The sequence below is a fragment of the Coriobacteriia bacterium genome (assembly GCA_013334745.1).
Classification (GTDB): domain Bacteria; phylum Actinomycetota; class Coriobacteriia; order Anaerosomatales; family JAAXUF01; genus JAAXWY01.
In genome coordinates, this window is sequence record JAAXWY010000002.1 from 119,158 (window position 1) to 143,249 (window position 24,092).

Annotated in this window: 19 protein-coding genes; 15 read left to right on the plus strand and 4 right to left on the minus strand. The window is 64.9% G+C overall.

What is annotated here, in order from left to right; translation table 11 throughout:
* Window positions 1–19 precede the first annotated feature (19 nt).
* The 10 genes from rnpA to HGB10_01605 all read left to right on the plus strand — a co-directional run bounded on the left by rnpA (window position 20) and on the right by HGB10_01605 (window position 12,036).
* Window positions 20–352: a ribonuclease P protein component gene (rnpA, locus tag HGB10_01560; protein ID NTU70501.1), complete on the plus strand. Its 333-nt coding sequence runs from the start codon at window positions 20–22 to the stop codon at window positions 350–352.
* Window positions 349–591 (plus strand): membrane protein insertion efficiency factor YidD, encoded by a 243-nt coding sequence (gene yidD / locus HGB10_01565; GenBank protein ID NTU70502.1) that lies wholly within the window; start codon window positions 349–351, stop codon window positions 589–591. The genes rnpA and yidD overlap by 4 nt, the downstream gene beginning before the upstream one ends.
* A gap of 33 nt (window positions 592–624) precedes the next feature.
* Window positions 625–1,467, plus strand: a complete 843-nt coding sequence (locus tag HGB10_01570) for a YidC/Oxa1 family membrane protein insertase (GenBank protein NTU70503.1) — start codon at window positions 625–627, stop codon at window positions 1,465–1,467.
* Between the two features lie 73 nt (window positions 1,468–1,540).
* Window positions 1,541–2,326: a KH domain-containing protein gene (locus HGB10_01575; GenBank protein NTU70504.1), complete on the plus strand. Its 786-nt coding sequence runs from the start codon at window positions 1,541–1,543 to the stop codon at window positions 2,324–2,326.
* Window positions 2,327–2,983: 657 nt separating this feature from the next.
* Window positions 2,984–3,706, plus strand: a complete 723-nt coding sequence (rsmG, locus tag HGB10_01580) for a 16S rRNA (guanine(527)-N(7))-methyltransferase RsmG (GenBank protein ID NTU70505.1) — start codon at window positions 2,984–2,986, stop codon at window positions 3,704–3,706.
* A gap of 74 nt (window positions 3,707–3,780) precedes the next feature.
* Window positions 3,781–4,581 (plus strand): ParA family protein, encoded by an 801-nt coding sequence (locus HGB10_01585; GenBank protein NTU70506.1) that lies wholly within the window; start codon window positions 3,781–3,783, stop codon window positions 4,579–4,581.
* A complete protein-coding gene (locus HGB10_01590; GenBank protein ID NTU70507.1) occupies window positions 4,574–5,449 on the plus strand; it encodes a ParB/RepB/Spo0J family partition protein in 876 nt (291 codons plus the stop codon). The genes HGB10_01585 and HGB10_01590 overlap by 8 nt, the downstream gene beginning before the upstream one ends.
* Window positions 5,446–5,739 (plus strand): YtxH domain-containing protein, encoded by a 294-nt coding sequence (locus tag HGB10_01595; protein ID NTU70508.1) that lies wholly within the window; start codon window positions 5,446–5,448, stop codon window positions 5,737–5,739. The genes HGB10_01590 and HGB10_01595 overlap by 4 nt, the downstream gene beginning before the upstream one ends.
* Window positions 5,740–5,788: 49 nt before the next feature.
* The gene (locus HGB10_01600) at window positions 5,789–8,629 is read left to right on the plus strand and encodes a PD-(D/E)XK nuclease family protein (protein NTU70509.1); all 2,841 of its coding nucleotides are present in this window, start codon (window positions 5,789–5,791) and stop codon (window positions 8,627–8,629) included.
* Window positions 8,629–12,036 (plus strand): UvrD-helicase domain-containing protein, encoded by a 3,408-nt coding sequence (locus HGB10_01605; GenBank protein ID NTU70510.1) that lies wholly within the window; start codon window positions 8,629–8,631, stop codon window positions 12,034–12,036. The genes HGB10_01600 and HGB10_01605 overlap by 1 nt, the downstream gene beginning before the upstream one ends.
* Window positions 12,037–12,083: 47 nt before the next feature.
* On the opposite strand, the gene rlmN is transcribed toward HGB10_01605, so the two are convergent.
* The gene (gene rlmN, locus HGB10_01610) at window positions 12,084–13,124 is read right to left on the minus strand and encodes a 23S rRNA (adenine(2503)-C(2))-methyltransferase RlmN (protein ID NTU70511.1); all 1,041 of its coding nucleotides are present in this window, start codon (window positions 13,122–13,124) and stop codon (window positions 12,084–12,086) included.
* The gene (locus HGB10_01615) at window positions 13,124–13,633 is read right to left on the minus strand and encodes a rubrerythrin (GenBank protein ID NTU70512.1); all 510 of its coding nucleotides are present in this window, start codon (window positions 13,631–13,633) and stop codon (window positions 13,124–13,126) included. Before HGB10_01615 ends, rlmN begins: the two co-directional genes overlap by 1 nt.
* Before the next feature lie 144 nt (window positions 13,634–13,777).
* Here HGB10_01615 and HGB10_01620 point away from each other — a divergent pair, with 144 nt between their 5' ends.
* A complete protein-coding gene (locus HGB10_01620) occupies window positions 13,778–15,190 on the plus strand; it encodes a hypothetical protein (GenBank protein NTU70513.1) in 1,413 nt (470 codons plus the stop codon).
* Window positions 15,191–15,310: 120 nt separating this feature from the next.
* Window positions 15,311–16,711, plus strand: a complete 1,401-nt coding sequence (locus HGB10_01625) for a hypothetical protein (GenBank protein NTU70514.1) — start codon at window positions 15,311–15,313, stop codon at window positions 16,709–16,711.
* Window positions 16,712–16,786: 75 nt separating this feature from the next.
* Here HGB10_01625 and HGB10_01630 read toward each other — a convergent pair whose 3' ends face one another.
* On the minus strand, window positions 16,787–18,181 hold the full coding sequence (locus tag HGB10_01630; protein NTU70515.1) for a PDZ domain-containing protein: 1,395 nt from the start codon (window positions 18,179–18,181) through the stop codon (window positions 16,787–16,789).
* A 238-nt stretch (window positions 18,182–18,419) separates the two neighbouring features.
* On the opposite strand from HGB10_01630, the gene HGB10_01635 reads away from it, so the two are divergent.
* Together HGB10_01635 and HGB10_01640 are read left to right on the plus strand one after the other, a co-directional pair.
* Window positions 18,420–19,277 carry a hypothetical protein gene (locus HGB10_01635; GenBank protein ID NTU70516.1) on the plus strand — a complete coding sequence of 286 codons (858 nt, stop codon included), beginning with the start codon at window positions 18,420–18,422 and terminating at the stop codon, window positions 19,275–19,277.
* A gap of 203 nt (window positions 19,278–19,480) precedes the next feature.
* Window positions 19,481–22,135, plus strand: a complete 2,655-nt coding sequence (locus HGB10_01640) for a cation-translocating P-type ATPase (protein NTU70517.1) — start codon at window positions 19,481–19,483, stop codon at window positions 22,133–22,135.
* Between the two features lie 19 nt (window positions 22,136–22,154).
* Here HGB10_01640 and HGB10_01645 read toward each other — a convergent pair whose 3' ends face one another.
* Window positions 22,155–22,862: a HAMP domain-containing histidine kinase gene (locus HGB10_01645; GenBank protein NTU70518.1), complete on the minus strand. Its 708-nt coding sequence runs from the start codon at window positions 22,860–22,862 to the stop codon at window positions 22,155–22,157.
* Between the two features lie 181 nt (window positions 22,863–23,043).
* Between HGB10_01645 and HGB10_01650 the strand changes: the two genes are divergently transcribed.
* Window positions 23,044–23,991 carry a D-alanine--D-alanine ligase gene (locus HGB10_01650; GenBank protein NTU70519.1) on the plus strand — a complete coding sequence of 316 codons (948 nt, stop codon included), beginning with the start codon at window positions 23,044–23,046 and terminating at the stop codon, window positions 23,989–23,991.
* Window positions 23,992–24,092 lie beyond the last annotated feature (101 nt).

Here is a 24,092-nt window from a genome sequence, read left to right on the forward strand (position 1 = left end):
GCTAGTAGGGTACACGCCAATGAGCACAATCAAGTCGACGCGCGAGATCGACGGCATCTTCCGGTCCGCGAAGAGAGCGGCCCACCCGGTGCTGATCGCGTTGACGACAAAGACGCCAGAAGGACGCGGCCCTGAGGGCCGCGTTGCTTTTGTTGCTGGCAAGAAGCTGGGCAACGCCGTCCACCGGAACAGGTCCAAGCGTGTGCTTCGTGAGATGGCCCGTCGAGGCGGGGCCCCATGGGACGGATACGACGTCGTTCTCATAGCGAGGCCGGGCACGGCCGATTCCGCTGCGCGTGAGCTCGACGCCGCCCTGGTGGCGGTCCTGCTGAAGGCCGGGGTAACGAGATGAGGAACCTCGGTGCGTGGCTTCTGCTTCTCCCCCGCCGGATCGGCGTGTTGCTTATCCGCTTCTACCAGCGGTTCATCTCCCCCGGGCTGCCAAACACCTGCCGGTTCACGCCGAGTTGCTCTGCATATGCGCTAACATCAGTGGAACGGTACGGGCTCCTCAAGGGAAGCTGGCTCGCGGCGTGCCGCATTGGCCGATGCCACCCATGGAACCCAGGAGGCTACGACCCCGTCCCCTAAGGGACGGTTTCCATTTCGGACCAGGAGGTCTTTGTGGGCGCACTTTGGGCACAGTTCCAGGGCCTGATCTTCCAGGCGCTGCTCTACCTGGAAGGAATTACCAACGACTGGGGCATGGCGATCATTCTGTTGACGCTCGCCATCAGGATGATGCTGCTCCCTCTGACCTGGAAGCAGACCAAGTCGATGGTCGAGATGCAGCGCGTGCAGCCGCACCTCAAAGCCCTGCAGGAGAAGTATAAGGACGACAAAGAGAAGCTCCAGGAAGAGACCCTCAAGTTCTACTCGGAGAACAAAGTCAATCCGTTCGGCGGGTGCCTTCCCCTTCTGCTCCAGTTCCCGGTTCTGATCGCGCTGTACGGAGTCTTGGGACCTGGGAACCCGAAGAAGGGTCAGCCCGGACTGATGATCGACTACCTAGCCAAGCACGGCGAGGTTGGCACGTTCTATGGGATAATTCCAGATATTTCCAAGACACCAGCAGCCGTATGGGCATCTCATGACTACATCACCTTCATCCCGTACATCCTGCTGGTCATTCTCTTCGCCGTCAGCATCTGGTTGCCGCAGGCCCTCATGCCCGGAGATAAGCAGCAGAAGATGATCGGCGGCTATATGGCGGTCATCATGCTGTATTTCGGCTGGGTCTCCCCCGCCGGCGTTCTCTTGTACTGGGACGTCTCATCTCTCTTCGGGATCGCTCAGCAGCAACTCACTATGTCTGTCACCAAGCGAGACCTCGAGAAGTTCGAGAAGGACGTCGCTGATGCGAAGGCGGCCGAGAAGGCCGCGAAGAAGGCCGGCGGCGCGACTGACGCCCTTGCCGGCAAGAAGCCAGCAAACACCGGTCAGAAGAAGTCAAAGAAGAAGAGCTGATCTGATCGGACTGGTTCTGGCCACACGGCATGACCCGCGTCCGCAGACGGACGCTGCATGAAGGAGGATCGGCATGGAACGGGAGTGCATCAAAGAGGCGGCGACGGTCGCTGAGGCGGTGGACGCCGCTCTGGAGGAGCTTGGCGTTCAGCAGGATGCCGTGGGCTATGAGGTTCTCGAAGAGCCCGGGCGAAAGATGTTCGGAATGGGGGCCGAGCGTGGCGCCAAGGTGCGCGTTTGGGTCCGAGATGAAGCTGTTGCAGAAATCGAGGACGCAAAGCGCATTGCGCGCGAAGTGCTTGAGATCGAGGAACAATCCCCCGGCGCCCCGGTTGTAATAGTCGAGGATGGCGGCACCGAAAACAGTCGCGGAATCGAGAGGCCAGATCTCAGCGACGAGGAGCTCGACAAGGTCGCGGACACTGCGGTCGAGGTTGTCCAGACGATACTGAAGACCTTCGGGATTGAGGGAAGCAGTATCGAGGAGTACGAGGGCGACGAGGGTGAGATCATCCTGGACGTCGTCGGAGGCGATCTGGCGGTGCTCATCGGGCGCCACGGGCGTACTCTGGACGCGCTCCAGGCGCTATCTTCGGCGATAACGAGCCGAAAGCTCGGGTTCCGGTACCCGATTATTGTGGATGTCGAAGGATATCGGCACCGCCGCCGCCAGAAGCTAGAAGACATCGCACGTAGGTCTGCGGACCGCGCAGCGCGTCAGCATATATCCGTCAAGCTCCGCCCGATGACGGCGTTCGAGCGCAGAGTTGTTCACGTTGCGCTGCGAAACGACTCACGTATCGTCACACAGAGCGAGGGCGAGGATCCGTTCCGTATGGTGGTCATCGTACCCAAGTAGTCTGAGTGAGTATAGGTAGTGCAAAAAGGGCGCCCCGAGGGGCGCCCTTTGTTGTGTCAGCAGTAGCGAGACGGGCTTGATCGCTCAGCCTGCGGGGTAGACGGCCGGGGAAACTCCTCCTCCTCGGCGGCCACTCGGCAACCGGCAATTCGCCGCGTCAGGCTCGCTTCAGATGCTTGACGTACGTGCGGAGCCGAACGTGGCAAGGTGGTCTTCAGGGAACGAAATAGCGACACGTGCACTTACCGGACTGCCGCTGTCACAAGACGGCGATGTTTAGGGCGCCGACAGGCGTCTAGCCTACTATCGGCGGTCCCACGGCTCCTGTGCGGCCGGATCGACCCCCGTTTATGGTGTTCGTACAAAGCCCCCACGCGATTGAATGCGGAACAAGTGCCCGAGAGCCACGAGTCGTGGATTCTAGGCGCCAGAAGGCATTTGGCGCAGCGCGGCATTATCGATCTGCCGCAGCCAGGGCGGCCGGTCGGCCGACTAGGCTCGGAACGAGGACCGGATCGCACGACTGAGTCTGGCCCGTGATCTCGGGCCCGCAGTCACAGGCAAACGGACTTCTCCCCGAGCCGCTTGATGTTTCACGTGAAACATCCGTCCGAGCAGTGCTACACTCTCGGCACGGGTGAAGGAGGAATGTTTCACGTGAAACAATTGACAGGGGACGCGCTGCTGGCCTCACTACTCAATGAGGCGGGAATTGAGATCTCCCCTGAAGCTCAAGGCGCGATCCTTTCGTATCTCCGCGCGCTTTCTGAGATCAACACACGCATCAACCTAACCAGAATCGTCGACGAACAGGACGCAATCCGCCTCCACCTAGTCGACTCGCTCCTTGCTCTTTCGGAGGTCCAGGACGCGCCGGCCGGCGGGATGCTCGATCTTGGCACCGGGGGAGGCTTCCCCGGAGTTCCCCTTGCAGTCGCATCAGGGCGACATGTGGACCTTCTCGACTCGGTCGCGAAGAAGGTCAGGGCGGTGGACGATGTACTTCATGGTATTGGGCTTCAGCATCTGGCGGCGGGTGTGCCAATGAGGGCAGAGGAACTTGCCCTTCAGCGGCGGGACTCCTACTCGGTGGTGACCGCTCGTGCGGTAGCGGAACTTCCATGCCTTGTGGAGCTGGCTTCACCATTGCTTGCCACAGGAGGTCGACTGCTCGCTTTCAAAGGCTCGCCGTCGGAGCAGGAAGTAGTGCGTGGCATAGATGCTGGCAAGATTGTGGGAATGCGCCTACTGCGCCGCTCGGAGTTCGACCTCCCCGGAGGCGGCGAGAGGCGATCGATCATTGTCTACGAGAAGGTTAGTCGTCCACGGGTGGCCTTGCCTCGCCGAGTCGGTCTGGCAAAGCATTCTCCCCTTGCGTAGTCCTGGGGTGTCTTTCGTCCACCGAGTCGACTATACTTCTGTGTCGCATTGGGTAGCACCCGAGAGGGGGGCACGTGAATTGGTCGAGTGATCAGGGACCGGAAGCTGCGAAGCGCGCCAGAGTTCTCGCGATCGTCAATCAAAAGGGTGGGGTGGGGAAGAGCACAACCTCCGTCAACCTTGCTGCCGCATTGGGCCAGGCGGGCAGGAAGGTCCTTCTCTTGGATCTCGACCCCCAGGGAAATGCGACGTCGGGATTTGGGCTCAACAAGAATCAGCGCGAGCTCTGCATCTACAATGCGCTCCTTGGCGATACCCCGCTCGAGCAGATTATAGAGCCTGTCGAAATCGAACACGTGTTCGTAGTCCCGGCAACAATTCAGCTGGCCGGTGCCGAGATTGAACTGGTCAGCGCGATTAGCAGAGAGGGCCGGCTCAAGGCCATTCTGGCTCCGGTGCTGGCGGACTTCGAGTTCATCATTATCGACTGCCCGCCGTCACTCGGTTTGCTTACGATCAATGCCTTGACGGCCGCTGACGGCCTTCTTATTCCAATCCAGTGCGAGTACTACGCACTGGAAGGACTTTCCAAATTGTTGGACAGCGTGCGCTTGGTACGCACGCACCTGAATCCTCAGCTTGAAGTGTTCGGCGTGGTCATGACCATGTATGACTCTCGAACGCGCCTCGCGCAGCAGGTGGTTGACGAGGTCAGGGACTTCTTCGAGGAAAAGGTCTTCAACACGCTCATTCCCAGGACGGTTCGCCTTTCCGAGGCCCCGAGCTTCGGGCAGCCGGTCCTGCTCTACGATCCCAATGGCAAGGGTGCGGATGCGTATCGGAACCTGGCGAAGGAAGTGATGGACCGTGTCTAAGCGGGGGCTCGGCCGAGGACTATCGGCGCTCATACCCAGCGCATCGCAGGAATCACAAACATCCGGGGAGGTCACTGAACTGGCTGTCGACATGATCGCGCCGAATCCGGAACAGCCGAGAACCGATATCACCGAAGAGGGCATCGCGGAGCTCGCAGACTCCATCAAGAAGGTGGGCCTGCTCCAGCCGATCATCGTACGTGCTCACGGCGAGGGATACCAGATAATCGCAGGTGAGAGGCGGTGGCGGGCTTCTCGGCAGGCTGGTTTGGACCGGGTGCCGGTACGCGTGCTGTCGAAGAGCGCGACCGAGTCGCTCGAGATCGCGCTGATCGAGAATCTACAGCGAGAAGACCTCAATGCGATCGAAGAGGCGAGGGGTTATCGAAAGCTGCTATCCGAGTACCGAATGACCCAAGCCGAACTCGCGGACAAGGTCTCGAAGTCGCGTTCGACGATCACGAACTCGCTACGCCTGCTTGATCTTCCGGATGAGGCGCAAGAGCTCGTGTACACGGGCAAGATGTCTGCCGGCCACGCGCGCGCTGTGCTCTCCGTGCCTGACGAGGCTATCCGCATGAAGCTCGCCGCTCGGATTGTCGAAGACGCGCTGTCGGTTCGAGAGGCCGAGAATCTCGCGAGGCTGTATGCGGCCGGTCAGACCGAGAGGACGCCGCGGCCGGCATCTCCGAAATCGTACAAGGTGGTTGCTCGCAAGCTTCGACGGATTCTCGGAACGAACGTTCGCGTCAAGAACGCCAAAGACAAGGGCAAGATCGAGATCGACTTTCAGGGCGAAGAAGAGCTGGAGCGGATCTTCCTGCTGCTTGCGACGGGCGAGGAAGCGTCGTCGGAGGATGAAGAGTGAAGCGGAACCTGGAATATCTTGCCATTGGACTGATCGTCGGAGCGCTCACCGGCTTTGTCGCCGGACTGCTGTTCGCGCCGAGTAGCGGGTACAAGACGCGACAGCGCCTTGCGAACGAGGCTCTGAGGGCGGCTGACGCCGCGCGAGCCATCGCGGAGCGAGCGGAGCACGCCGCGCAGGTGCTCAGCGGTCAGGTCGAGCACTACCTTGGTCGCGACGAGGAGTTGGCGTGGCGCAAGGTGCGCGAGATTCGCGAAGGCGTCCAGCGCTACACAGAGGCGCAGGCTTAGATGTCAGACCCCCGAGGCAAGATGGACGGACCATCGACGGGGGAGTGACGTGGCGCTACATCTGATCACGGGGCCGGCGAACGCCGGGAAGACGGGGTTGCTAAACGAGCATCTCTTTGGCGCACTCGAGCGCGGGCAGTCTCCGACGTTGGTGGTGCCCAGTGTTGCCGATGAGCGTCGAGCCCGGGCCGAGCTCGCCCAAAAGGCGCCGGTCGGCGTCACCATCACGAGCACCCGTCGGTGGATTCAACGACTTTGGCTCGGGAACGGTGACGGGCGACGGATCGTCGGCAATGTCGCACGTGAGGCGCTCGTCCGTCAGGCGATCGACGACGAGAAACCGGTGGAGTTGTCGGGCATCGCACACACTCCCGGATTTGTGCGGTTGATAGCGAGCGCAGTGAGCGCCATAGAGGGAGACTTGGAGCCGGAGACCGCACCGACCGCAGCGATGGCTGAAGCGGTTCGAATCTGTGGCAGGTGCAGGGATCTTGAGGTAGCCAACGGCCTGGTGGACTTCGCGGAGGTTGTGCGCTCGCTGACGCAGGCACCGCCGGCGCTGGACGGACCGGTACTGCTCAACCGCTTCATCGCGGTGGACGACGGGCTCGTCGAGCTCTGCCTTTCGCTTTCGACCAGCTCAGATGTGGTGATTGCGCTCTCGTGGCAGGAGGGCGCGGTCGCCTCTCAGGCGCTCGGCGGCGCCGTCGAGCGCTTGGCACAGCGAGCTAAGTCGCACGTGAAACCTCCGGTCGTCGCACGTGAGACCGAGATTGATCAGGTGCTGCAGCACCTCTACATCAACACACCTACGGCAGTGCGTCGGGAAGACTCGGTGCGCTTCGGTGTCGGGACCGGCGTTGACGCTGAAGCGCATCTTGTAGCGGACGCGGTGGCCACGGCGCTCGCAGACGGCTTCCGGGCAGAGCGCATCGCCGTGGCGTATCCCCGCCTTGAGGAGCCGCTTCGGCCTCTCTGCAATGCGCTCGATGTTCTCGGAATCGCATACGACATCGATGTCACGCGAGCCCTCACGGTGACGCCGTTCGGTCAAGCGATCGGGGCGGTGGCCGACCTGGCGCTGGGGCGTGCGGACCGAGCGACGGCGATGAGCGCGCTGCTCGGGCCGTTCTCTGACCTGTCTGCCGACGAAGCAATCAGGCTCGATGCCGTCTGGCGTGGGAAGCGGGTCGAAGAACCGGCCATGTTCAGGCGTGACGTGCTTGCGCTCAGCCGGACGGGGCAGAGGCTTCGTAAGGCCGTTGACCTCATCCGAGAAAGCGCCGAGGGTCCTCTTGATGCGGCAGCTGCCAATAAATGGCAAACGGCTCTCGATCTGCTGCTGACCTCTCGGCTCGTGGGCGCCCACCGGGCAGGCATCGAGCCGCTGGAGTCCAGAGTGACTCTGGCCGAGGACGCTGCGGCATCCAAGGCCCTCGCTCGCACGATTTCAGAGATGGCTGCCGTTGTCGGCTCGCCGTTCACGAGTCTGGATGTGCGAGAGGGCATGCCTGACATCGACGTCGGCGGGACCAAGGGCGAACCGGAAGGGCGCGTGCAGGTCACGGAGTTCGCGCGCATCCACTCACGCCGCTTCGACGTGCTGATACTGGCGGGCCTCACCTCGGACGAGCACTCACTGGGAGATCCCGATTCACTCGGCGCCCAGCTGAGGTCGCTTGTCGGCGCGCCGGCACCGGCGGACGAAGAGGCGGCCCTGAGGCTGACGTTTCACACGATGCTGTCCAGAGCGCGGGAGCGAATCGTCTTGCTCAGGCGAGGGGCGGACGAATCGGGTACGCCCGTCGCCGCCTCATTCATGTGGGATGAAGTCGTTGCGACCTACGCGTCGGAGACGGATGAAATAGGGGAGTGGCCGGCCGCCGCACCTGAGTTGGTGCGGTTATCGCAGGCCGACATCGCCGGTACCGCTCCCGCGTTCACGATCGGGCGGCAGGAGCTGCGCAGACGGGCAACAGAGGATGTCGAGGGTCGTCGTAGGTCTACGGCATCGACACTTCGCGACCCCGAGGTACTCGCACAACTGGCTGCGAAAGAGACGTTCTCAGCAAGCGAGATCGAAACGTACCTGAGCTGCCCATATCGATGGTTCTACGCGAAGCTGGTCAATCCGCAGGAACTTGACGAGCAGGTCGACAGCCGGGCCTACGGGACGCTCGCGCACGGTGCCCTGGCGGACTTCTACGGAACCTGGGGGAGTCGACGCGTGGCGGCTGCCGACTACGATGCCGCGCTTGAGGTCATGTCGAGCGTGTTTGCCGACCGAGTGCGCAAGCTGCCAGAACTCACGCTCGCCGAGCAGGTGCACGTGGAGCAGGTCGAGCGCTGGGTGCGCACGGTGATCTCGGACGACATCGAGATACTCCCCGACTTCCAGCCGGCGCGATTTGAGGAGTCCTTCGGGCCGAAGGTCGGGACACCCGTCACGATTGGCGGGGTCGTCTTCAAGGGGCGTATCGATCGCATCGATGAGAGCGCCCACGGCTGCTTTGTCACCGACTACAAGACGTCTTCCAGCGTGAAAGGGCACGGCGGGTTTGAGAAGGAGGGCCTCGTCCAACCGGTCGTCTACGCGCTGGCCGCCGAGGCCCTCACGGGGAAGCCGGCGACCGGGTCGATGTACCGCTCGATCAAATCCCGAACGATGCGTGGGTTCTTCCTCGACTCTGTCGATCGCGGAGGCAGGCTGATCTCGAGCGGGGACGCGTGCACCGTCGATGAGGTCGCAAGAATCATCGACGGTGCAGAGGGGCGGATCGCGCGGGCGGTCGAGGGCATCCGGGCCGGTCGCATACCACGAGAACCGCACTCCTCGGCCGCATGTAGGTACTGCGACCTCGCGTCCGTGTGCGAGAAGGGGGGAAAGTGATGGCTTTCAAACTGAATCCCGAACAGGAGCAGGCTGCCACGACCCTCACCGGAACCGTACTCGTTGTGGCGGGCGCGGGCTCGGGCAAGACCAGAGTGCTCACCGAGCGATTCATCAATGCGGTCAAACCCGATGCCGTGGACAGGTGGGCCGTCGCCGATGTGGGCGAGATTGCGGCCATCACCTACACGAACAAGGCGGCATCGGAGCTCACAGAGCGAGTGCGCGCAGCTTTGCGCGCGGCGGGGCTCGACGAGGCATCTCGGCACTTGGACACCGCCTGGGTGTCGACGATCCACGGTCTCTGCAGCCGCCTGCTCCACCGCCATGCGTTCGAAGCCGGAGTGGATCCGCAGTTCGCTGTCGGGGACGGCGTCATCGTGGATCGGACCAATTCGGCCGCCCTTGATGAGGTGGCCGCCGCGCTCGTGAGATCCGATCAGGGCGTCGCCGAGCTGTTCGATATCTACACTTACGCAGCCGTGCGTGCTGCGGCCGAGGAGCTCGCGACCGCCGTGGCGACGAACCTCCTATCCTTCGACGACGTGCGAACTGAACCGGCAGCCGGGGTCGACGAGGTGCTCGTCGGGATGCGCGAGGTCTTCGAGATGGGCGTCGGCATCTGCTCGGATGTGGACATGGCGAATCCCGTCAAGCATCTGCTGGCGTGCCAAGATCGACTCGATGCGATCAATACCATGACGCGTGTCGACGGGGCTGTTCAGGCCAGCGATCTGATTCGCTGCTTCTCGGGATTCAGGCCGATGAAACCGCAGAAGGACGTGGACTACGAGGAATGCGTTCTTCAGGCGATTCGCTTCGAGACCGTCTCCGATAAGCTGGCGAGACTTGTCTCGGCGCACTTCTCGGCGGCCCTCATTCGCCTTGCGACCGCGTACTCGGTCAAGGTGGCCGAGGCGAGGCAGGATGCAGGCATCCTCGACTTCGATGACCTGCAGGTCGAGGCGGTCCGACTGCTCACGGAGCACCCCGAAATCGCGCAGCGCTACCGCGAGAAGTTCAGACTCGTCATGGTCGATGAGTTCCAAGACACAGACCGACTTCAGCTCAAGCTCGTTAACGCGCTCTCCGACGATGACCTGTGCACGGTAGGCGACGAGAAGCAGTCGATCTACCGGTTCCGCGGTGCTGACGTGGAGACCTACAGGCGCCATCGCAAAGCCGAGATCGCGAACGGAGCGGTTCAGGTGTCGCTGAGCGTCAACTACCGATCCCACCCGGACATCCTTGGGTTCGTGAATGCGCTGTTCGCTGGGCCGGAGTACTTCGATGACATGCTGCTGCTCGATGCCCCCGACGGCGCGATCGAAGCAGCCGACGCGCAGCCCAAGGGGCTACCGCCACGTATTGAGGCGATCTTCATCGATGAGGCGTGCGGCAACGTCGCCGAGAAGCGGCCAACCGAAGCCGAGGAGATCGCGAAGCGGTTCATCGCCCTACACGAGCAGGGAGTCCCGTACGGGGACATGGCCATCCTGGTGCGCAAGTACAAGCAGGCCGAACATTTCATTGACGCGCTGTCACGCAGGGGCGTTCCCGCGACTGTACTCGGCGGCAGCCGCTACTTCGGGCTGAACGAGGTCGCGGTACTGAGGTCTCTGACGCGCGCGATCGCCAACGTGAAGGACAGTGCAGCCATCGGCCGGTTGCTCGTATCGGATTTCTGTCCACTGTCTGAGGACTCACTTGCGCTTCTCGGATTGAGCAATGCAGACCGGGGCGCCGACCTGTGGCAGTTGCTCGGCGAGTGTATGGCGCGGCTGTCTCCGGCAGACGGGGCCGCCGTGGCGGCGTTTCGCAGTGCGATTGAGAACGCCACTGCCGAACTGGGCACCAGACCGCTCTCCGAGGTCCTGCTTGGCGCGGTTGAGCGTTCGGGATGGGATCTGCGCCTGCTCCAGCAAGGGAACCGCGGACGGGACGCGTTCGCTAACGTCCTGAAGTACTCACGGCTGGCTGCAGCGTTTGAGTCGAACCTGGGCACCGGTCCGGCGGCTTTCGCAGAGTATCTCGATGCGCAGGAGGATGCCCGAGAGAAGCAGTCCGCGGCGGTGATCGCCGATGACGGCACGCAGGCGGTTCGCATCATCAGCGTCCACTCGGCGAAAGGGCTCGAATTCCCGGTGGTGGCGGTAATCGAGCCGGACGCCGGCGGCAGGAACTCCGGGCCGCTTGCGCGCATCGAGGCAGATGACGCCGAGATTCGCCTTGCCGTGAAGCCTGCCAAGATCGAGGACAACCTCGAGGCCCCTGCAACTCCATGGTGGACCGCGATGGAGCAGGAGGACAAGGCGGCTTCAGCGGAAGAGTCCAAGCGGCTTCACTACGTGGCGCTCACACGCGCCCGCGACCACCTCATCGTGAGCGGACCGCTCGCGCTCGCGCCCGGCAAAGCGAAGTCGGGCCACATGGCTCTGCTCGCGGCAGCGGTCGGGTTGTCCGAGCAACCGGCCGACGCCGACGAATTCGTCGCCACGCTGATCGATCCCGCGTCCGCTCGGGAGATTGCGTGTGCGGTTTCTCTGGTGCGTCAGCCGTGGTGCGAGGAGCCTGACGGCGAAGACGCCGATTCCGGGATTGAGGTCGCCGGCCAGGGCACCTGCGAGCCGGTGCGTCGCGATCGCCCGCAACCCGCCATGCCCGAGCGCCTGTCGTACTCCGCCTTCTCGCTGTATGCGGACTGTCCGCGCAAGTTCCTGGCGCATCGCGTGCTGTCCATGGGACGGATCGAGGTGTCGGAAACCGGGTCCACCGACGCGCTGACGTTTGGAAGCGCGATGCACTCGGTGCTTGAGTTGGTGGGTGCCGACGGCCGACTGCCTGCTGCGGAGCGAATAGACGCCCTCGCCCGGTACTACGAGCTCGCGGACACCACGCGCGTCCGGCTCGACGATGCCTTGCGCCGCTATGTTGACTCGTCGGTCGCGCGAGACGTGCTTGCTCATGAGCGCATTGCGCGAGAGATGTCATTCGATCTTCCCATCGCGGACGGACGCGCTTTGCTCGGCGGCAACATCGACATCTACGCGCGAACGGGCAGCCGGGGGCTCGTCGTCGACTACAAGTCTGGCCGCTCGAAGTCTCCTGGCGAGATTCTCGAGAAGTACGAGCTGCAGGCCAAGTGTTATGCGCTCGTCGCGTTGACCGACGGATGCGAAGAGGTCGACGTGGTCTTTGTGATGCCAGAGCGCACTGCCGCTGACGGCAGCGCGGAGACGGCCGTTCGAACCTTCACCTCGGCGGACGCCGACGCTCTGCGGTCGGAGATTGATCGCCGCTACTCGGAGATCGCGGGGAGCAGCTTCGATCCGCTGCCGAAGTACAGCGAATGGATCTGTGGTGAATGCGCAGCGCCCAACGGGCTGTGCCCCAACGCGAAAGCGTAGGTACGGAGTTGCGGCAGCACACGGACGACGGGGCGACGAGCGGGGGGCTATCCTCCGGCCCGTTGCCGTAGCTGTCCGCAAGCGGCATCGATGTCCGCGCCACGCTCGGTGCGCACCGACGCCTCGATGTGAGCGGCCCTCAGAGCGCGCTCGAACGCAAGAACACGATCCGACGCTGAGCGCGAAAAGCCACTCTCTGTGACCGAGTTGATCGGGATCAGGTTCACGTGGACGAGCATGCCGCGCGCGAAGTCCAGAAGCGCGGTCATCTCGGCATCGCTGTCGTTGACGCCCTCAATCAGCGCGTATTCCAGGGAGGGCCTTCTCCCGGTGGCCCCTGCGTACGCTGTGAGCGCCTCTCGCAGCTCCGGAAGCCGCATGGCACGAACGCCCGGCATGAGCCGATCGCGGGTCTCCTGGACCGCCGAGTGCAGCGACACGGCCAACGTGAACTGCTCGGGCTCCTCGGAGAAGCGGCGAATGCCCGAAAGCAGCCCGCAGGTCGACACGGTGATGTGGCGCGCACCGATGTTTGGCCCATTGGGGGCGTTGAGGAAGCGAAGCGCGCCGAGCGTCGCATCGTAGTTGGCGAACGGCTCGCCCTGACCCATAGCGACGGCGTTCGTCACGCGGGTCCCCAAGTCGGCAGCGACGAGCCGCACCTGGTCGACCATCTCTCCTGGACCAAGGTCGCGCACGAGTCCGGAGATGCCGGTTGCGCAGAAGGTGCAGCCCATCGCGCACCCTGCCTGGGTCGAGAAACACACCGTGAGCCGATCGCCCGAAGGCAGTCCGACGGTCTCGACGGTCGCTCCGCCAGCGAGCTGCAGCAGGTACTTGACGGTGCCGTCGCTCGAAGCCTGCCGTTGGAGTACGACAGGGGAGGGAAGCGCGAACCGGCCTGCGAGGGATGCTCGCAGGCCGGTCGGCAAATCGGTCATATCGTCAAACGTCTTGGCATCGCGCTCGTACAGCCAGCGCTCGATCTGGGCCGCTCGGAACGCGGGCTGACCGAACTCCGCGACCAGGGCCACAAGCCCCGGTCGGTCGAGTGCCTTGATGCCGGCGACGTCGGATCCGGGCGTCACTACGCGTTCTCGAGCTCCTCAAGCGCGGAGACGTACGCGCCGCGGTGCTCGGCCTCGAACTTGCCGACGACGCGGAAGTAGCCGGCGATATCGCTCAGACCCTCTGCATCGGCGGTCTCAGCGAACGACGGATACATCTCGGTGCACTCGTAGTCCTCGCCACCGGCAGCGGCCTTGAGGTTCTCCGCAGTGGTGCCGAACCCTCCCATGTAAGCGAGATGGCCGAGGGCATGCGCGGTCTCCTCGGCTGCGGCACGATCGAACGCGGCCAGAGCGGAGGCGGGAGCACCCTCGAGCTCGGCGATGCGGCGCCACAGGGTGTACTTGCGATTGGCCTGGGACTCGCCGGCGAACGCCGCCTTGAGATTCTCAAGCGTCTTGGTGCCCTCGAGGTTCGGCAGCTCCGTGAAGGGGGAGAAGGCCGATGCGGGGGCTCCGCAGACGGGGCAGTGCTCGGGCGCAGGACCGACGTGCAGGTAGCCGCAGGCGCAGCGATTCAACTCAACCATGGTTCTTCCTTTCGTACGTGTATGCGTGGGTGTACCTTGATAGCGTTCGTACCCGCTTACGCGAATCGAAATGCCACCGCGATAGTAGCATATGACCGGGGCGGGTGTTCAAGAGCGATCCTTCGGGGAGAAGGGGCGATAAGGGTGCGAGGCCTTTCCCGGCTCTTGCTGCTGGTGATCGCGGTTTGTCTGCTCGTGGGCGCAGGCGAGGCGACGGCGTTCGCCGCCCCGGTGCCCGTCGAGGAGAACGTCGTCGGCCCAACGCAGTTCCCGCAAGGTCCGCAGTGCGTCTGTCACGGTGTGCTTCTGCGCGACTGGCAGGAGTCAATGCACAGCCAGGCGCTGACAGATCCGATCTTCCGCGCGAAACTCGCCGAGACGGAAGCCGCAGCCGGCAAGAAGCTGGGCAAGTTCTGTCGCCGCTGCCACGCTCCCGTCGCATACATGACCGGGCAGGACGGCAAGGACACGCTCACTCCCGCTGCAGGGCAGGGCGTGGTCTGCTCGTTCTGTCACCAGGTCACCAGCCTCACAAAGCCGCTCGCCAACGTCCCCCATCTGCTCGAGCCGACCGGCGTACTGCGGGCGCAACTGAAAGACGCGCAGGCGCCGCATTTCACGCAGTACTCGGCGCTGCATGAGTCATCGAGGCTCTGCGGCGGGTGTCACAACGTCAACCATCCGGGCAACGGGCTGAAGCTCGAGACGACCTACGACGAGTGGGAGGCGAGCCCCCAGGCGGCCAAAGGCATCCAGTGCCAGGACTGCCACATGAGCGAGGCGCCGCCGATCGTGGGCCCAACAACCGGCTTCGCTGCCGAGAATGCGCCGCAGCGCTCGAACATCTACCGGATGACCTTCGCAGGCGCGCAGGTCGCGCTCGGTAACGCCGCACGCGCGACGGCGCTGCTCAAGAGCGCAGCGAAGATCGAGCTCGTCGTCCCCGAAATAGTCGGCACAGCGAAAGCCGACGCGAAAGTGACCATCACGAATGTGGGCGCCGGGCACTACCTTCCCACTGGGCTGACCGATGAGCGGCAGATGTGGCTGAGCGTCGTGCTTGTTGATTCGGACGGGGTCGAGACGGAGATCGGCCGCAGGCAGTTCGGCACCGAATTCAAAGACGCCAAGGGCCAGCACCCCGTCGGCGTTCCGGAGGCCACCGGGATTGCGAAGGACGATCGCATTCCGCCCATGAAGTCCGTGAGCGAGACCTACGCGTTCACCCTTTCCAAGGGCGTCGAATCCGGCGAGGTGGTTGCTCGGTTGCTCTACAAGTCGGTCCCCGACGAACTGGCGAGGAAGGCGAACGTCGAGAATCCGACCACCGTCATGACCGAGGCGGCGATACGCGTTTATGCGACCCCCGAGGCCAAGGCGGTAGGCGTGCAACAGCCCCGCAACGAAGGCGATGCCCCTGCGGCTCAGAAGTCGCCTCTCGGGCCCGCGCTGTGCGGGGGATCTCTCCTGTTCGTTGCGGTTCTCGGTGGGGTGATGTTCATCCGATCTCGGCTTCGGGGTGGAGGAGACGATGAGCCGCGGGACGATCAGGGCTAGAGGCACCTTGACCGAGGCAAGGCACTGGCCCCTCCCCATAAATGCACTCGCCGTGGTAGCATATCGCCTCGATATCGCCGTCGCTGCCGGGTGACGGCACTGCCGCCCAGGAGGTACCGAATGTCCGCTTCACGCTTCATGTCACGACTCGGGCTGCTGACGCTCGCCTTTTCCGCGCTCTTGGCGGTGCAGGCCTTCGCCGCGCCCGTGAAGGTCGCGCCGGGTACCGCCGCGTCAGCGCAGTTCCCGCCCTCGACCTCGTGCCGCTGTCACGGCCAGCTCGTCTCGGAGTGGCAGAAGTCGCTGCACAGCAAGGCGCTGAGCGACCCGCTGTTCAAGGTGAAGGTCGCCGAGGCGGAGAAGGCCGCTGGCAAGGAGATCGGCGTCTTCTGTCGCCGCTGCCACGGTCCCGTCGCGAACATGTCGAAGGAGGACGGCGGTCCGATGAGCCCGGTCTCGGCCGAGGGCATCACGTGCTCGTTCTGCCACCAGATCACAGGAGCCAAGACACCGCTCGGGAACGTCTCGCAACTGGTCGAGCCCAACGGAGTCATGCGCGCACAGATTCAGGATCCGAAATCGCCGCACAATCCGGCCTACTCGGAGTTCCATACGACGTCGGACATCTGCGGCGGCTGCCACAACGTGAACCACCCGATCAACGGGATGCACCTGGAGTCGACGTACGCGGAGTGGAAGAAGAGCCCGCAGGCCAAGCAGGGCACGCAGTGCCAGGACTGCCACATGAGTGAGACCCCGCCGCTGGTGGGCCCGTCGACGGGTCAGGCCGCGACGAACGCGCCCCAGCGCGACAACATCTATCACATGACCTTCGCGGGCGCGCAGGTTGCGCTCGGCGACGCGGGACGAGCGACGGCGCTGCTCAAGAGCGCTGCGAAGGTCGACGTGGTCGCGCCTGAGATTCTCGCTGGCACGACCGCCCCCAAGGTGGAGGTCACGGTCACCAACGTCGGTGCGGGGCACAAGCTGCCCACCGGCCTGACCGAGGTGCGCCAGATGTGGCTGGTCGTCGTCGCCACCGATGAGACGGGCAAGGAGACCGAACTCGGTCGCCACGTGTACGGCACCGAGCTCAAGGACGCCAAGGGCAACTCCCCGGTCGAGCTGTGGGAAGCCGTCGGCATCGCGAAGGACGACCGTATCGCGCCGGGCGGCTCGTCGAAGGACTCCTACGAGATCGCGTTGCCCGCTGGAGTCGAGGCCGCCGACATCACCGCTCGACTGCTCTACAAGTCGGCGCCGGATGAGCTCGCAAAGAAGGCTGGAGTCGAGAATCCCACGACCACGATGGCCGAGGCCGTGACCCGCGTCTTCGCGACCGAGGAGGCCAAGGCGGCCGACGCTGCAAAGCCCAAGCCCACCGAGGAGGCCAGCGCTTCAGCCGCAGGCTCGACCTCGGGCAGCTCGTCGATGCCGTGGATCATCGGCGGTATCGTTCTGCTCGCCGCGGGCGTACTCGGCGCCGTCATCTACTTCGGGGACAAGCGCAAGCGGGCGTAGCGCCCGAATGACCGGCAACGCGAAGGGCCCCGGCAACGCGCCGGGGCCCTTCTTCATGGTGTGATGCGGAGGCGATCAGTCGCCTGATGAACTCGTGGTATCCGTGGAGGGCATCGAGAAGTCACCCGGCTTGTCGCCGACGACCACGTCAAGCTCGAGCGTCTCGGTTCCGCGCATGACGGTCAGCTTCACGGTGTCGCCGATCGCGTGACGCCTGACGGCGATCACCAGCTCGTCCATGGAGCGAATATCCTTGCCATCGACCTTCGTGACGACGTCGCCCACTCGGACCCCGGCCTTATCGGCGCCAGCGCCCTTGGTGAGGCTATCGACGAGTGCGCCCTGCTCGACCGAGGTCTTCTCTTTCGCGGCCATCTCGGGGTCGAGCGTCAGTCCGATGAGCCCGATGAACGGGTGACCGACCTTGCCGCCGGCGATGAGTTCATCGGCGACGCGAGAGGCTGTGGAGACGGGAATCGCGAAGCCGATGCCGCCGCTCTGACCGGTGTCGCTGTAGATGGCGGTGTTGATCCCGACAAGGCGGCCGGACTTGTCGACCAAAGCTCCGCCGGAGTTGCCGGGATTGATCGCGGCGTCGGTTTGGATGACGTCGGCCAGCGAGTAGCCGGCACTCGCGGAGTTGCCGTAGTTGGAAAGCGAGCGGCCCAGCGCCGAGACGACGCCGGATGTGACCGAGTGCTCGAAGCCGAACGGTGAGCCGATGGCGACCACGGTCTGACCGACCATCAGCCTGGTCGAGTCGCCGGTCTCGATGACCGGCAGTTCCTCGGCAATGCGAACGACTGCGATGTCTGTGTCCGGGTCGCGTCCGACGAGTGTGCCCTGGTACTTCTTGCCGGAGGAGTCGGCGACGGTGATCTTGGTCGCGTCCTCGACCACGTGATTGTTGGTCAGGATGTACGTGCCGCCGCTGTCGACCTTCCTGAATGCGACGCCGGAGCCGTTGCCGCCCTGCGGCACGCTCGGGTGCGACTGCGGCAGACCGCCCTCACCCTCCGAGACGGCCTTGCTGGTGACGTCGAGATTCACGATGCTCGGTACGGCGGCAGCGGACGCCGCGATCACGGGCTCATCGGTGGTCTGCGGAACGACCTTTACGGTCTGTGTTCCGTCACCGGTCTTCTGTGCGAAGACCTGCGAGCCGAGGATTCCTCCGCCGACCCCTGCGATCGCGCCCATCACAAGTGCGGCGACAATCGACAGGGTGACGATGGCGGCACCGTTGCCGTGGCTGTGCGGCGGCTGTGGCTGCGCGGCCGCGACTGGCGGCGCGGTGGGCGCAGGCGGCATCGGCGGTACAGCCTCGGGAGCGGGTGGCGCGGCGAAGGGCGGCGCAGGCTGCGGGGGCGCGCTCTCCGGCGCGTAGACGGGCGGCTCGGACGGAGGCGCGGGCGCCGGTGTCGGTGGCTGCTCGGCGGGTACTCCGGGCTGGAGGTTCTCGTCGGACATGGTCGTTGCTCCTTCGTGCTCGGCTGTGCGACGCTGCACGGCAGGCACCGGCAGCGGGGTAGACTGTTCGTCAGTCGATTACGAGCATACGCGCGGTTCATGCCCGCCCGATGGCTACGCGGGGGATTCCATCACATCTACATGCCCGATTCACACGGCTGCGCGCCCCTAAGCAACGCGTAGTTGAGCGGAACGCCTCGGGTGCGTAGACTCACCGAAGGCGATTGAGGAGAGGTGCATGGGGGAGATCGAGGACGGTGTGGGCGAGGGAGCGGACGGCATCGAGTCGGTTCCCGTCCCTGGCGAGCCGATGTCAGCCGACCTGATTGTGCTGGGTGAGGCGGAAACTCAGACGGAGCCGGCGGTCGAGCCGGAGCCTGAAATCGCCGCGATTCAGCAGGAGCTCGAGGCGGAGCCAGCTGCCGAGCCGGAGCCAGCCGCTGGGCCGGACTCGGATGTCACCTCCTCAGCCGCCGATGAGCCCCTCGTTGAAGACGCCGACACGCAGCCGGATGTCGCAGAGGGGTCGCAGGCCGACGAGACCGAGCCAAGCGATGCCGCAGAAGTCACCGAGGTCACCGAAGCTGCGGAGACCGCCGAGGGGGCGGACGCAGCTGCTGACGACGATATCGACGACATCGCAGCCGCGGTCGCCGCGGCAGACGCTCAGGTGGGTGCGGAGTCGACTCTCGACGACATAGCCCCGGGATCAGTCCACACGGACGACGACGCCGAATTCGATGACGGCACGAGGCGTTATGGCGCTCCGTGGTGGCCCTACCTGGTCTATCTCGGGCTGTGGGCGATTCTCTCGGGAGTCGCGATCTGGCAGTTCGAGCAGTTGCCCGCTGACGCGGTTATGTACGAGACGCTGCAATACACCATCTTCGTGTTCGCCGGGCTCGCTCTCGGCGTCATCGGCATCTTCCTCATCGTGGGCGTGTGGCTGGCGAGCCGAGCCAGCGAGAGGCGGCACCGTGCGGGTCTGCTCTCATCGGCGATGCTCAAAGGAGCGATCGTGGTGTTCGCCGGCGTCTTCATCTGGTGGGGCACGTTGTTCGTGCTCGACTACCTGCGGTTCGGGCGGCTTCTCTAGCTCACCTCCCCGCCTGACCTTCTCGCCGCACGCTGCTCGTTGGGGTACCATCGCCTGCGAAGGGGAGTAGCTGCCCGACGAGTGTTTCGTCGGGATGCAGGCCGTCATCACGAGCCACCGAAGGCTCCGGTCCTGCAACGGAGAACCCGATCCCTAGCGAGACCTTCGACGACCGCGGCCACGCCGCGCGAGGAGGATTGCGCATGCCCAGCGTTCCCACTACGCCCGAATCACCGCATGCACTTACGGTGGACGAGGCGCTCAGCGCCGTTGCGAGCTCACCCGAGGGGCTCGGCGCCGCCGATGCAGCGGCCCGGCTCGCCGAGATCGGCCCCAACGAGTTGCCCGAGGCCGAGACCCGCTCGATCCTGGCGATGATCGCCGACCAGTTCAAGGACTTCCTGATTCTGCTGTTGCTCACGGCCGCCGTGATCTCAGGCGTGCTCGGAGAAGTCGCCGATACGATCGCCATCCTCGTGATCGTCGTGCTCAACGCCGTCATGGGCGTCGTCCAGGAGTACCGCGCTGAGCGCGCGATGGAGGCGCTTCGGCAGATGGCCGCCGAGACGGCCGCAGTGCGCCGCGATGGCGTCGTCACCGAGATACCCGCGTCGGAGCTCACGCTCGGCGACATCGTGGTGCTCGACGCAGGGCGGGTCGTACCCGCCGACATCCGTCTGGTGGAGACCGCGAGCCTGCGCGCTGCCGAGGCCGCGCTCACCGGCGAGTCGGTGCCGGTGGAGAAGGACGCCTCGGCCGTCGTGGCGCCGGACGCGTCGCTCGGCGACCGCCGCAATATGGCGTACAAGGGCACGCAGATCGTCTACGGTCGCGGACTGGGTCTCGTCACGTCGGTCGGGCTGCAGACCGAACTCGGCCGCATCGCGAACCTGCTCGAGTCGACCGGTGACGTGAAGACGCCGCTGCAGAAGCGACTCGCGGCGTTCGGCAAGGGCCTCGGCATCGCTGCGGTGGGACTGTGCGGCCTCGTCTTCGCGATTGGAGTGCTGCGAGGCGAGAACGTCCTCGACATGTTCCTGACCTCGGTGAGCCTTGCGGTCGCAGCCGTTCCCGAGGCACTCCCGGCGGTCGCCACCATCACACTGGCATTCGGCGCACGACGACTCGTAAAGACCAACACGCTGGTGCGCAAGTTGCCGGCGGTCGAGACGCTCGGCTCGGTCACGTTCGTCTGTACCGACAAGACCGGCACTCTGACCGTCAACTGCATGACCGTGGAGCGCGCGGCCACGGGCTCTGCGCTGCAGCCCGCCGAGAAGCTGCCTGCCAAGGGCGCGGGCGACACCGCGTGGGACAGACTGTCGATCGCGATGGCGGTCTCCAACGACGTCACCGGCGAACACGGCGACTACGTGGGCGATCCGACCGAGGTGGCGTTCCTGGTCGGGGCGCTCGAGGCGGGCTACGAGCGGGCCGCGATCGAATCGACCCTGCCTCGCTCCGCCGAGATCCCGTTCGACTCGGACCGCAAGCTGATGACCACGGTGCACACCGCCGAGAACGGCTCGTACGCGGCGTTCACGAAGGGCGCCGCGGAGTCGGTCGTCGACCGGTCGGTCGGTGCGCTCGCGGCCGACGGCAGCATCGTCGATATCGACCGGGCAGCCGCGCAGGCGCTCATCGACGCGTGGTCGGCCGACGGTCTGCGCGTGCTCGCCTTCGCGACGCGCGAGCTGACCGCACTGCCGTCGGAGGACCACTACGACGGTATCGAGACCGACCTGGTGCTGCTCGGCTTCGTGGGACTCGCGGATCCGCCGCGTCCTGAGGCGGCCGTCGCTGTCGCTGAGTGCATCAAGGCCGGCATCGTCCCGGTCATGATCACCGGCGACCACCCGGCGACCGCGCTTGCGATCGCTCGCAGGCTGGGAATCGCGGAGCATGAGCACGAGATGATGACCGGCGCCGAACTCGACGCGATGAGCCTCGAGGAGTTCGAGACCCGCGTGGAGGAAGTGCGCGTATACGCGCGTGTCGCTCCCGAGCAGAAGCTCAAGATCGTGCAGGCGCTGCAGGACAAGGGCGAGTTCGTCGCCATGACCGGTGACGGGGTCAACGATGCGCCCGCGCTGGCGCGTGCCGACATCGGCATCGCGATGGGGGTCACTGGCACCGACGTGGCCAAGGAAGCCGCGGCGATGGTGCTGCTCGACGACAACTTCGCATCGATCGTCGCGGCCGTCCGAGAAGGCCGGCGCATCTTCGACAACATCCGCAAGTTCATCAAGTACGCGATGGCGTCGAACTCCGGCGAGATATGGACGATCCTGCTCGCGCCGTTCTTTGGTCTGCCGATCCCGTTGCTCCCGATTCACATCCTCTGGATCAACCTGGTGACCGATGGTCTCCCCGGGCTCGCGCTGGGCTCGGAGCCGCAAGAGAAGGGCATCATGGAGCGCCCCCCGCGCCCCCCGAAGGAGAGCATCTTCGCCGACGGGCTTGCGGTGCACCTCGTGTGGGTTGGACTGCTGATGGGTGGCGCGTCGCTTGTGACGCAGGCGCTCGCGCTGAGAATGGGCTGGCACTGGCAGACGATGGTCTTCACCGTGCTGTGCTTCTCGCAGATGGGCCACGTGCTTGCGATCCGTTCGGACCGGCAGTCGCTCTTCAGCCAGGGACTCGGCTCGAACAAGCCGCTCACCTGGGCTGTCCTGCTCACCATCGTGATGCAGTTCGCGACGATCTACGTGCCGATGTTCCAGACCGTGTTCAAGACGCAGCCGCTCACCGGTGTCGAACTCGCGGTCGCTCTCGCGATGTCGACCATCGTGTTCTGGGCGGTCGAGGTCGAGAAGATACTCAAGCGACGCAAGGACGCACGGCTGCGCGCCGCGTAGGGAAGCAGTCGTACGCCCACTAGTGCGTGAGCGGCAGCTCGATGCGCACGGTGGTGCCGCCTCCGGGTCGATCGAGGATCCGAGCGGTGCCGCCGTGCGCGCCGACCACCGACGCCACGATCGAGAGCCCCAGACCGGTACCCGGTAGCTCGGCATCGCGATCGAGGCGCTCGAACGGCTCGAACAGACGCTCGTGGTCTTCGCTCGGTATGCCGGAGCCGCGGTCGCTCACCTCGAGTACCGCGATGTTGCCCATGGATTGCGAGACCTCGCTCGCGACCCGGATCGTGACCACCGACTCGGCGGGGGAGTACTTCGCAGCGTTGCTCACAAGGTTTGAGAGCACGCGCGCGAGTGCTTGCTCGTCGCCGACCACAGCCGCATCATCAGGCGCTTCAACGACGACAGTACGACCGGTCGCGGCGCGCTGCTCGGCGGCCACGTGTTCCGCGAGCGCCCACAGTCTGAGCGGGGAGCGCGGCACAGCCGCCTGCGTGCGGACCGGCTCGCCCGCCAGAACCGCCGAACACAGCGCATCCGCACGCTGGACCGCCCTGCGGATGCCGTCGAGCGCTGCCACTCGGTCGTCGTCGTGCAGGGGCCTGCGCAGGATGTCGCTGTATCCCGAGATGACCGTCAGCGCGCCGCGAAGCTCGTGAGCGAAGACGGCGAACTCCTCCCGTGAGACGGGTGGGCCATCGTGTCTGTCGTGAGGTGCGGATGCCACGGGCGACCATCCCTTCAGCGGCGCGGTGTGAGGGTCGCGCGCCGTGCCCACATGATAGCGAGAGCGTGTGAAGGAGCGCGAATACCGACCGAGCACGGCGGGAATCGGCTGCGTACTCGGGTAGACTGTTCGCTGAAGCGGGCCGCTTCGAGCGGCGAGGTGCGTTGAGAGGATACGGCGCGTGGCGAAGAAGATCGCGGTTCTCATGGGCGGGCGCTCGCTTGAGCGCGAAATCTCGCTGCAGTCCGGTGCCCGCGTGGTCGCTGCGCTCGAAGCGCGCGGACACCACGTACTCGCGCTCGACCTCGTCCCCAAGCTCGTCGACACTCTTCGCTCCGAGCGCCCTGACGCCGTCTACATCACGCTGCACGGCAAGTTTGGCGAGGACGGCATGATCCAGGAGCTGCTCGAGTTCCTCAAGATCCCCTACACCGGCCCGGGCGTGCTCGCGTCGATGCTCGCGTGGGACAAGGACCTCACCAAGCGGCTCTTCCTCACCAACGACATCCCCACGCCGCCGTGGATCGCGTTCTCCGCCGAGGCGATCAAGGAGATGGGCGCCGCATCCGCGCTCGACCTGGTAGGCGAGGAGATCGGCGGCTTCCCGGTCGCGGTAAAGCCTGCCGAGCAGGGCTCTGCGCTCGGACTGTCGCGCGTGAGCGACGCCAAGGGACTCGCCGAGGCGATGCTCACGGGACTCGGCTACGACAGCAAGGTGCTCGTCGAGAAGTGGATCGACGGAACCGAGATAGCCATCCCGATTCTCGACGGCCCGAACGGCACCGAGGCACTGCCCGCGGTCGAGATCGCGCCGAAAGCCGGCCTCTACGACTACGAGTCCATGTACACGCCGGGTGAAACCGAGTACTTCGTGCCCGCCCGTTTGCCCGAAGACGTAGCGGCTCGCGCCACCGAGATCGCGACCCGCGTGTACACCTCGCTGGGTTGTCGCGACGTCAGCCGAGTCGACATGGTGGTCGCCGCTGACGGCACGCCCTACGTGCTCGAGTGCTCGACGTCGCCCGGCCTCACCGAGACCAGCGTGCTCGCGATGAGCGCCGAGGCCGCTGGCATCAGCTTCGAGGAGTACGTCGACCGCATCGTGAGCGCGGCGCTCGCGCGGGGATAACGGCGACGCCTGCCGGTAGAACTCTGTTTGGGATCGGTTTGGAGAGACCCGGCACCGTGAGACGTCCACGGTTTCAGCCACGTGCTTGAGGACGACATGCG

Bases quoted from the DNA above. Each gene is read 5' to 3' on its own strand.
- HGB10_01615 (NTU70512.1), bottom strand. From the start codon at position 13,633: ATGGTTGAGTTGAATCGCTGCGCCTGCGGCTACCTGCACGTCGGTCCT.
- HGB10_01575 (NTU70504.1), top strand. From the start codon at position 1,541: ATGGAACGGGAGTGCATCAAAGAGGCGGCGACGGTCGCTGAGGCGGTG.
- yidD (NTU70502.1), top strand. From the start codon at position 349: ATGAGGAACCTCGGTGCGTGGCTTCTGCTTCTCCCCCGCCGGATCGGC.
- rnpA (NTU70501.1), top strand. From the start codon at position 20: ATGAGCACAATCAAGTCGACGCGCGAGATCGACGGCATCTTCCGGTCC.
- HGB10_01605 (NTU70510.1), top strand. From the start codon at position 8,629: ATGGCTTTCAAACTGAATCCCGAACAGGAGCAGGCTGCCACGACCCTC.
- HGB10_01630 (NTU70515.1), bottom strand. From the start codon at position 18,181: ATGTCCGACGAGAACCTCCAGCCCGGAGTACCCGCCGAGCAGCCACCG.
- HGB10_01640 (NTU70517.1), top strand. From the start codon at position 19,481: ATGCCCAGCGTTCCCACTACGCCCGAATCACCGCATGCACTTACGGTG.
- HGB10_01635 (NTU70516.1), top strand. From the start codon at position 18,420: ATGGGGGAGATCGAGGACGGTGTGGGCGAGGGAGCGGACGGCATCGAG.
- HGB10_01625 (NTU70514.1), top strand. From the start codon at position 15,311: ATGTCCGCTTCACGCTTCATGTCACGACTCGGGCTGCTGACGCTCGCC.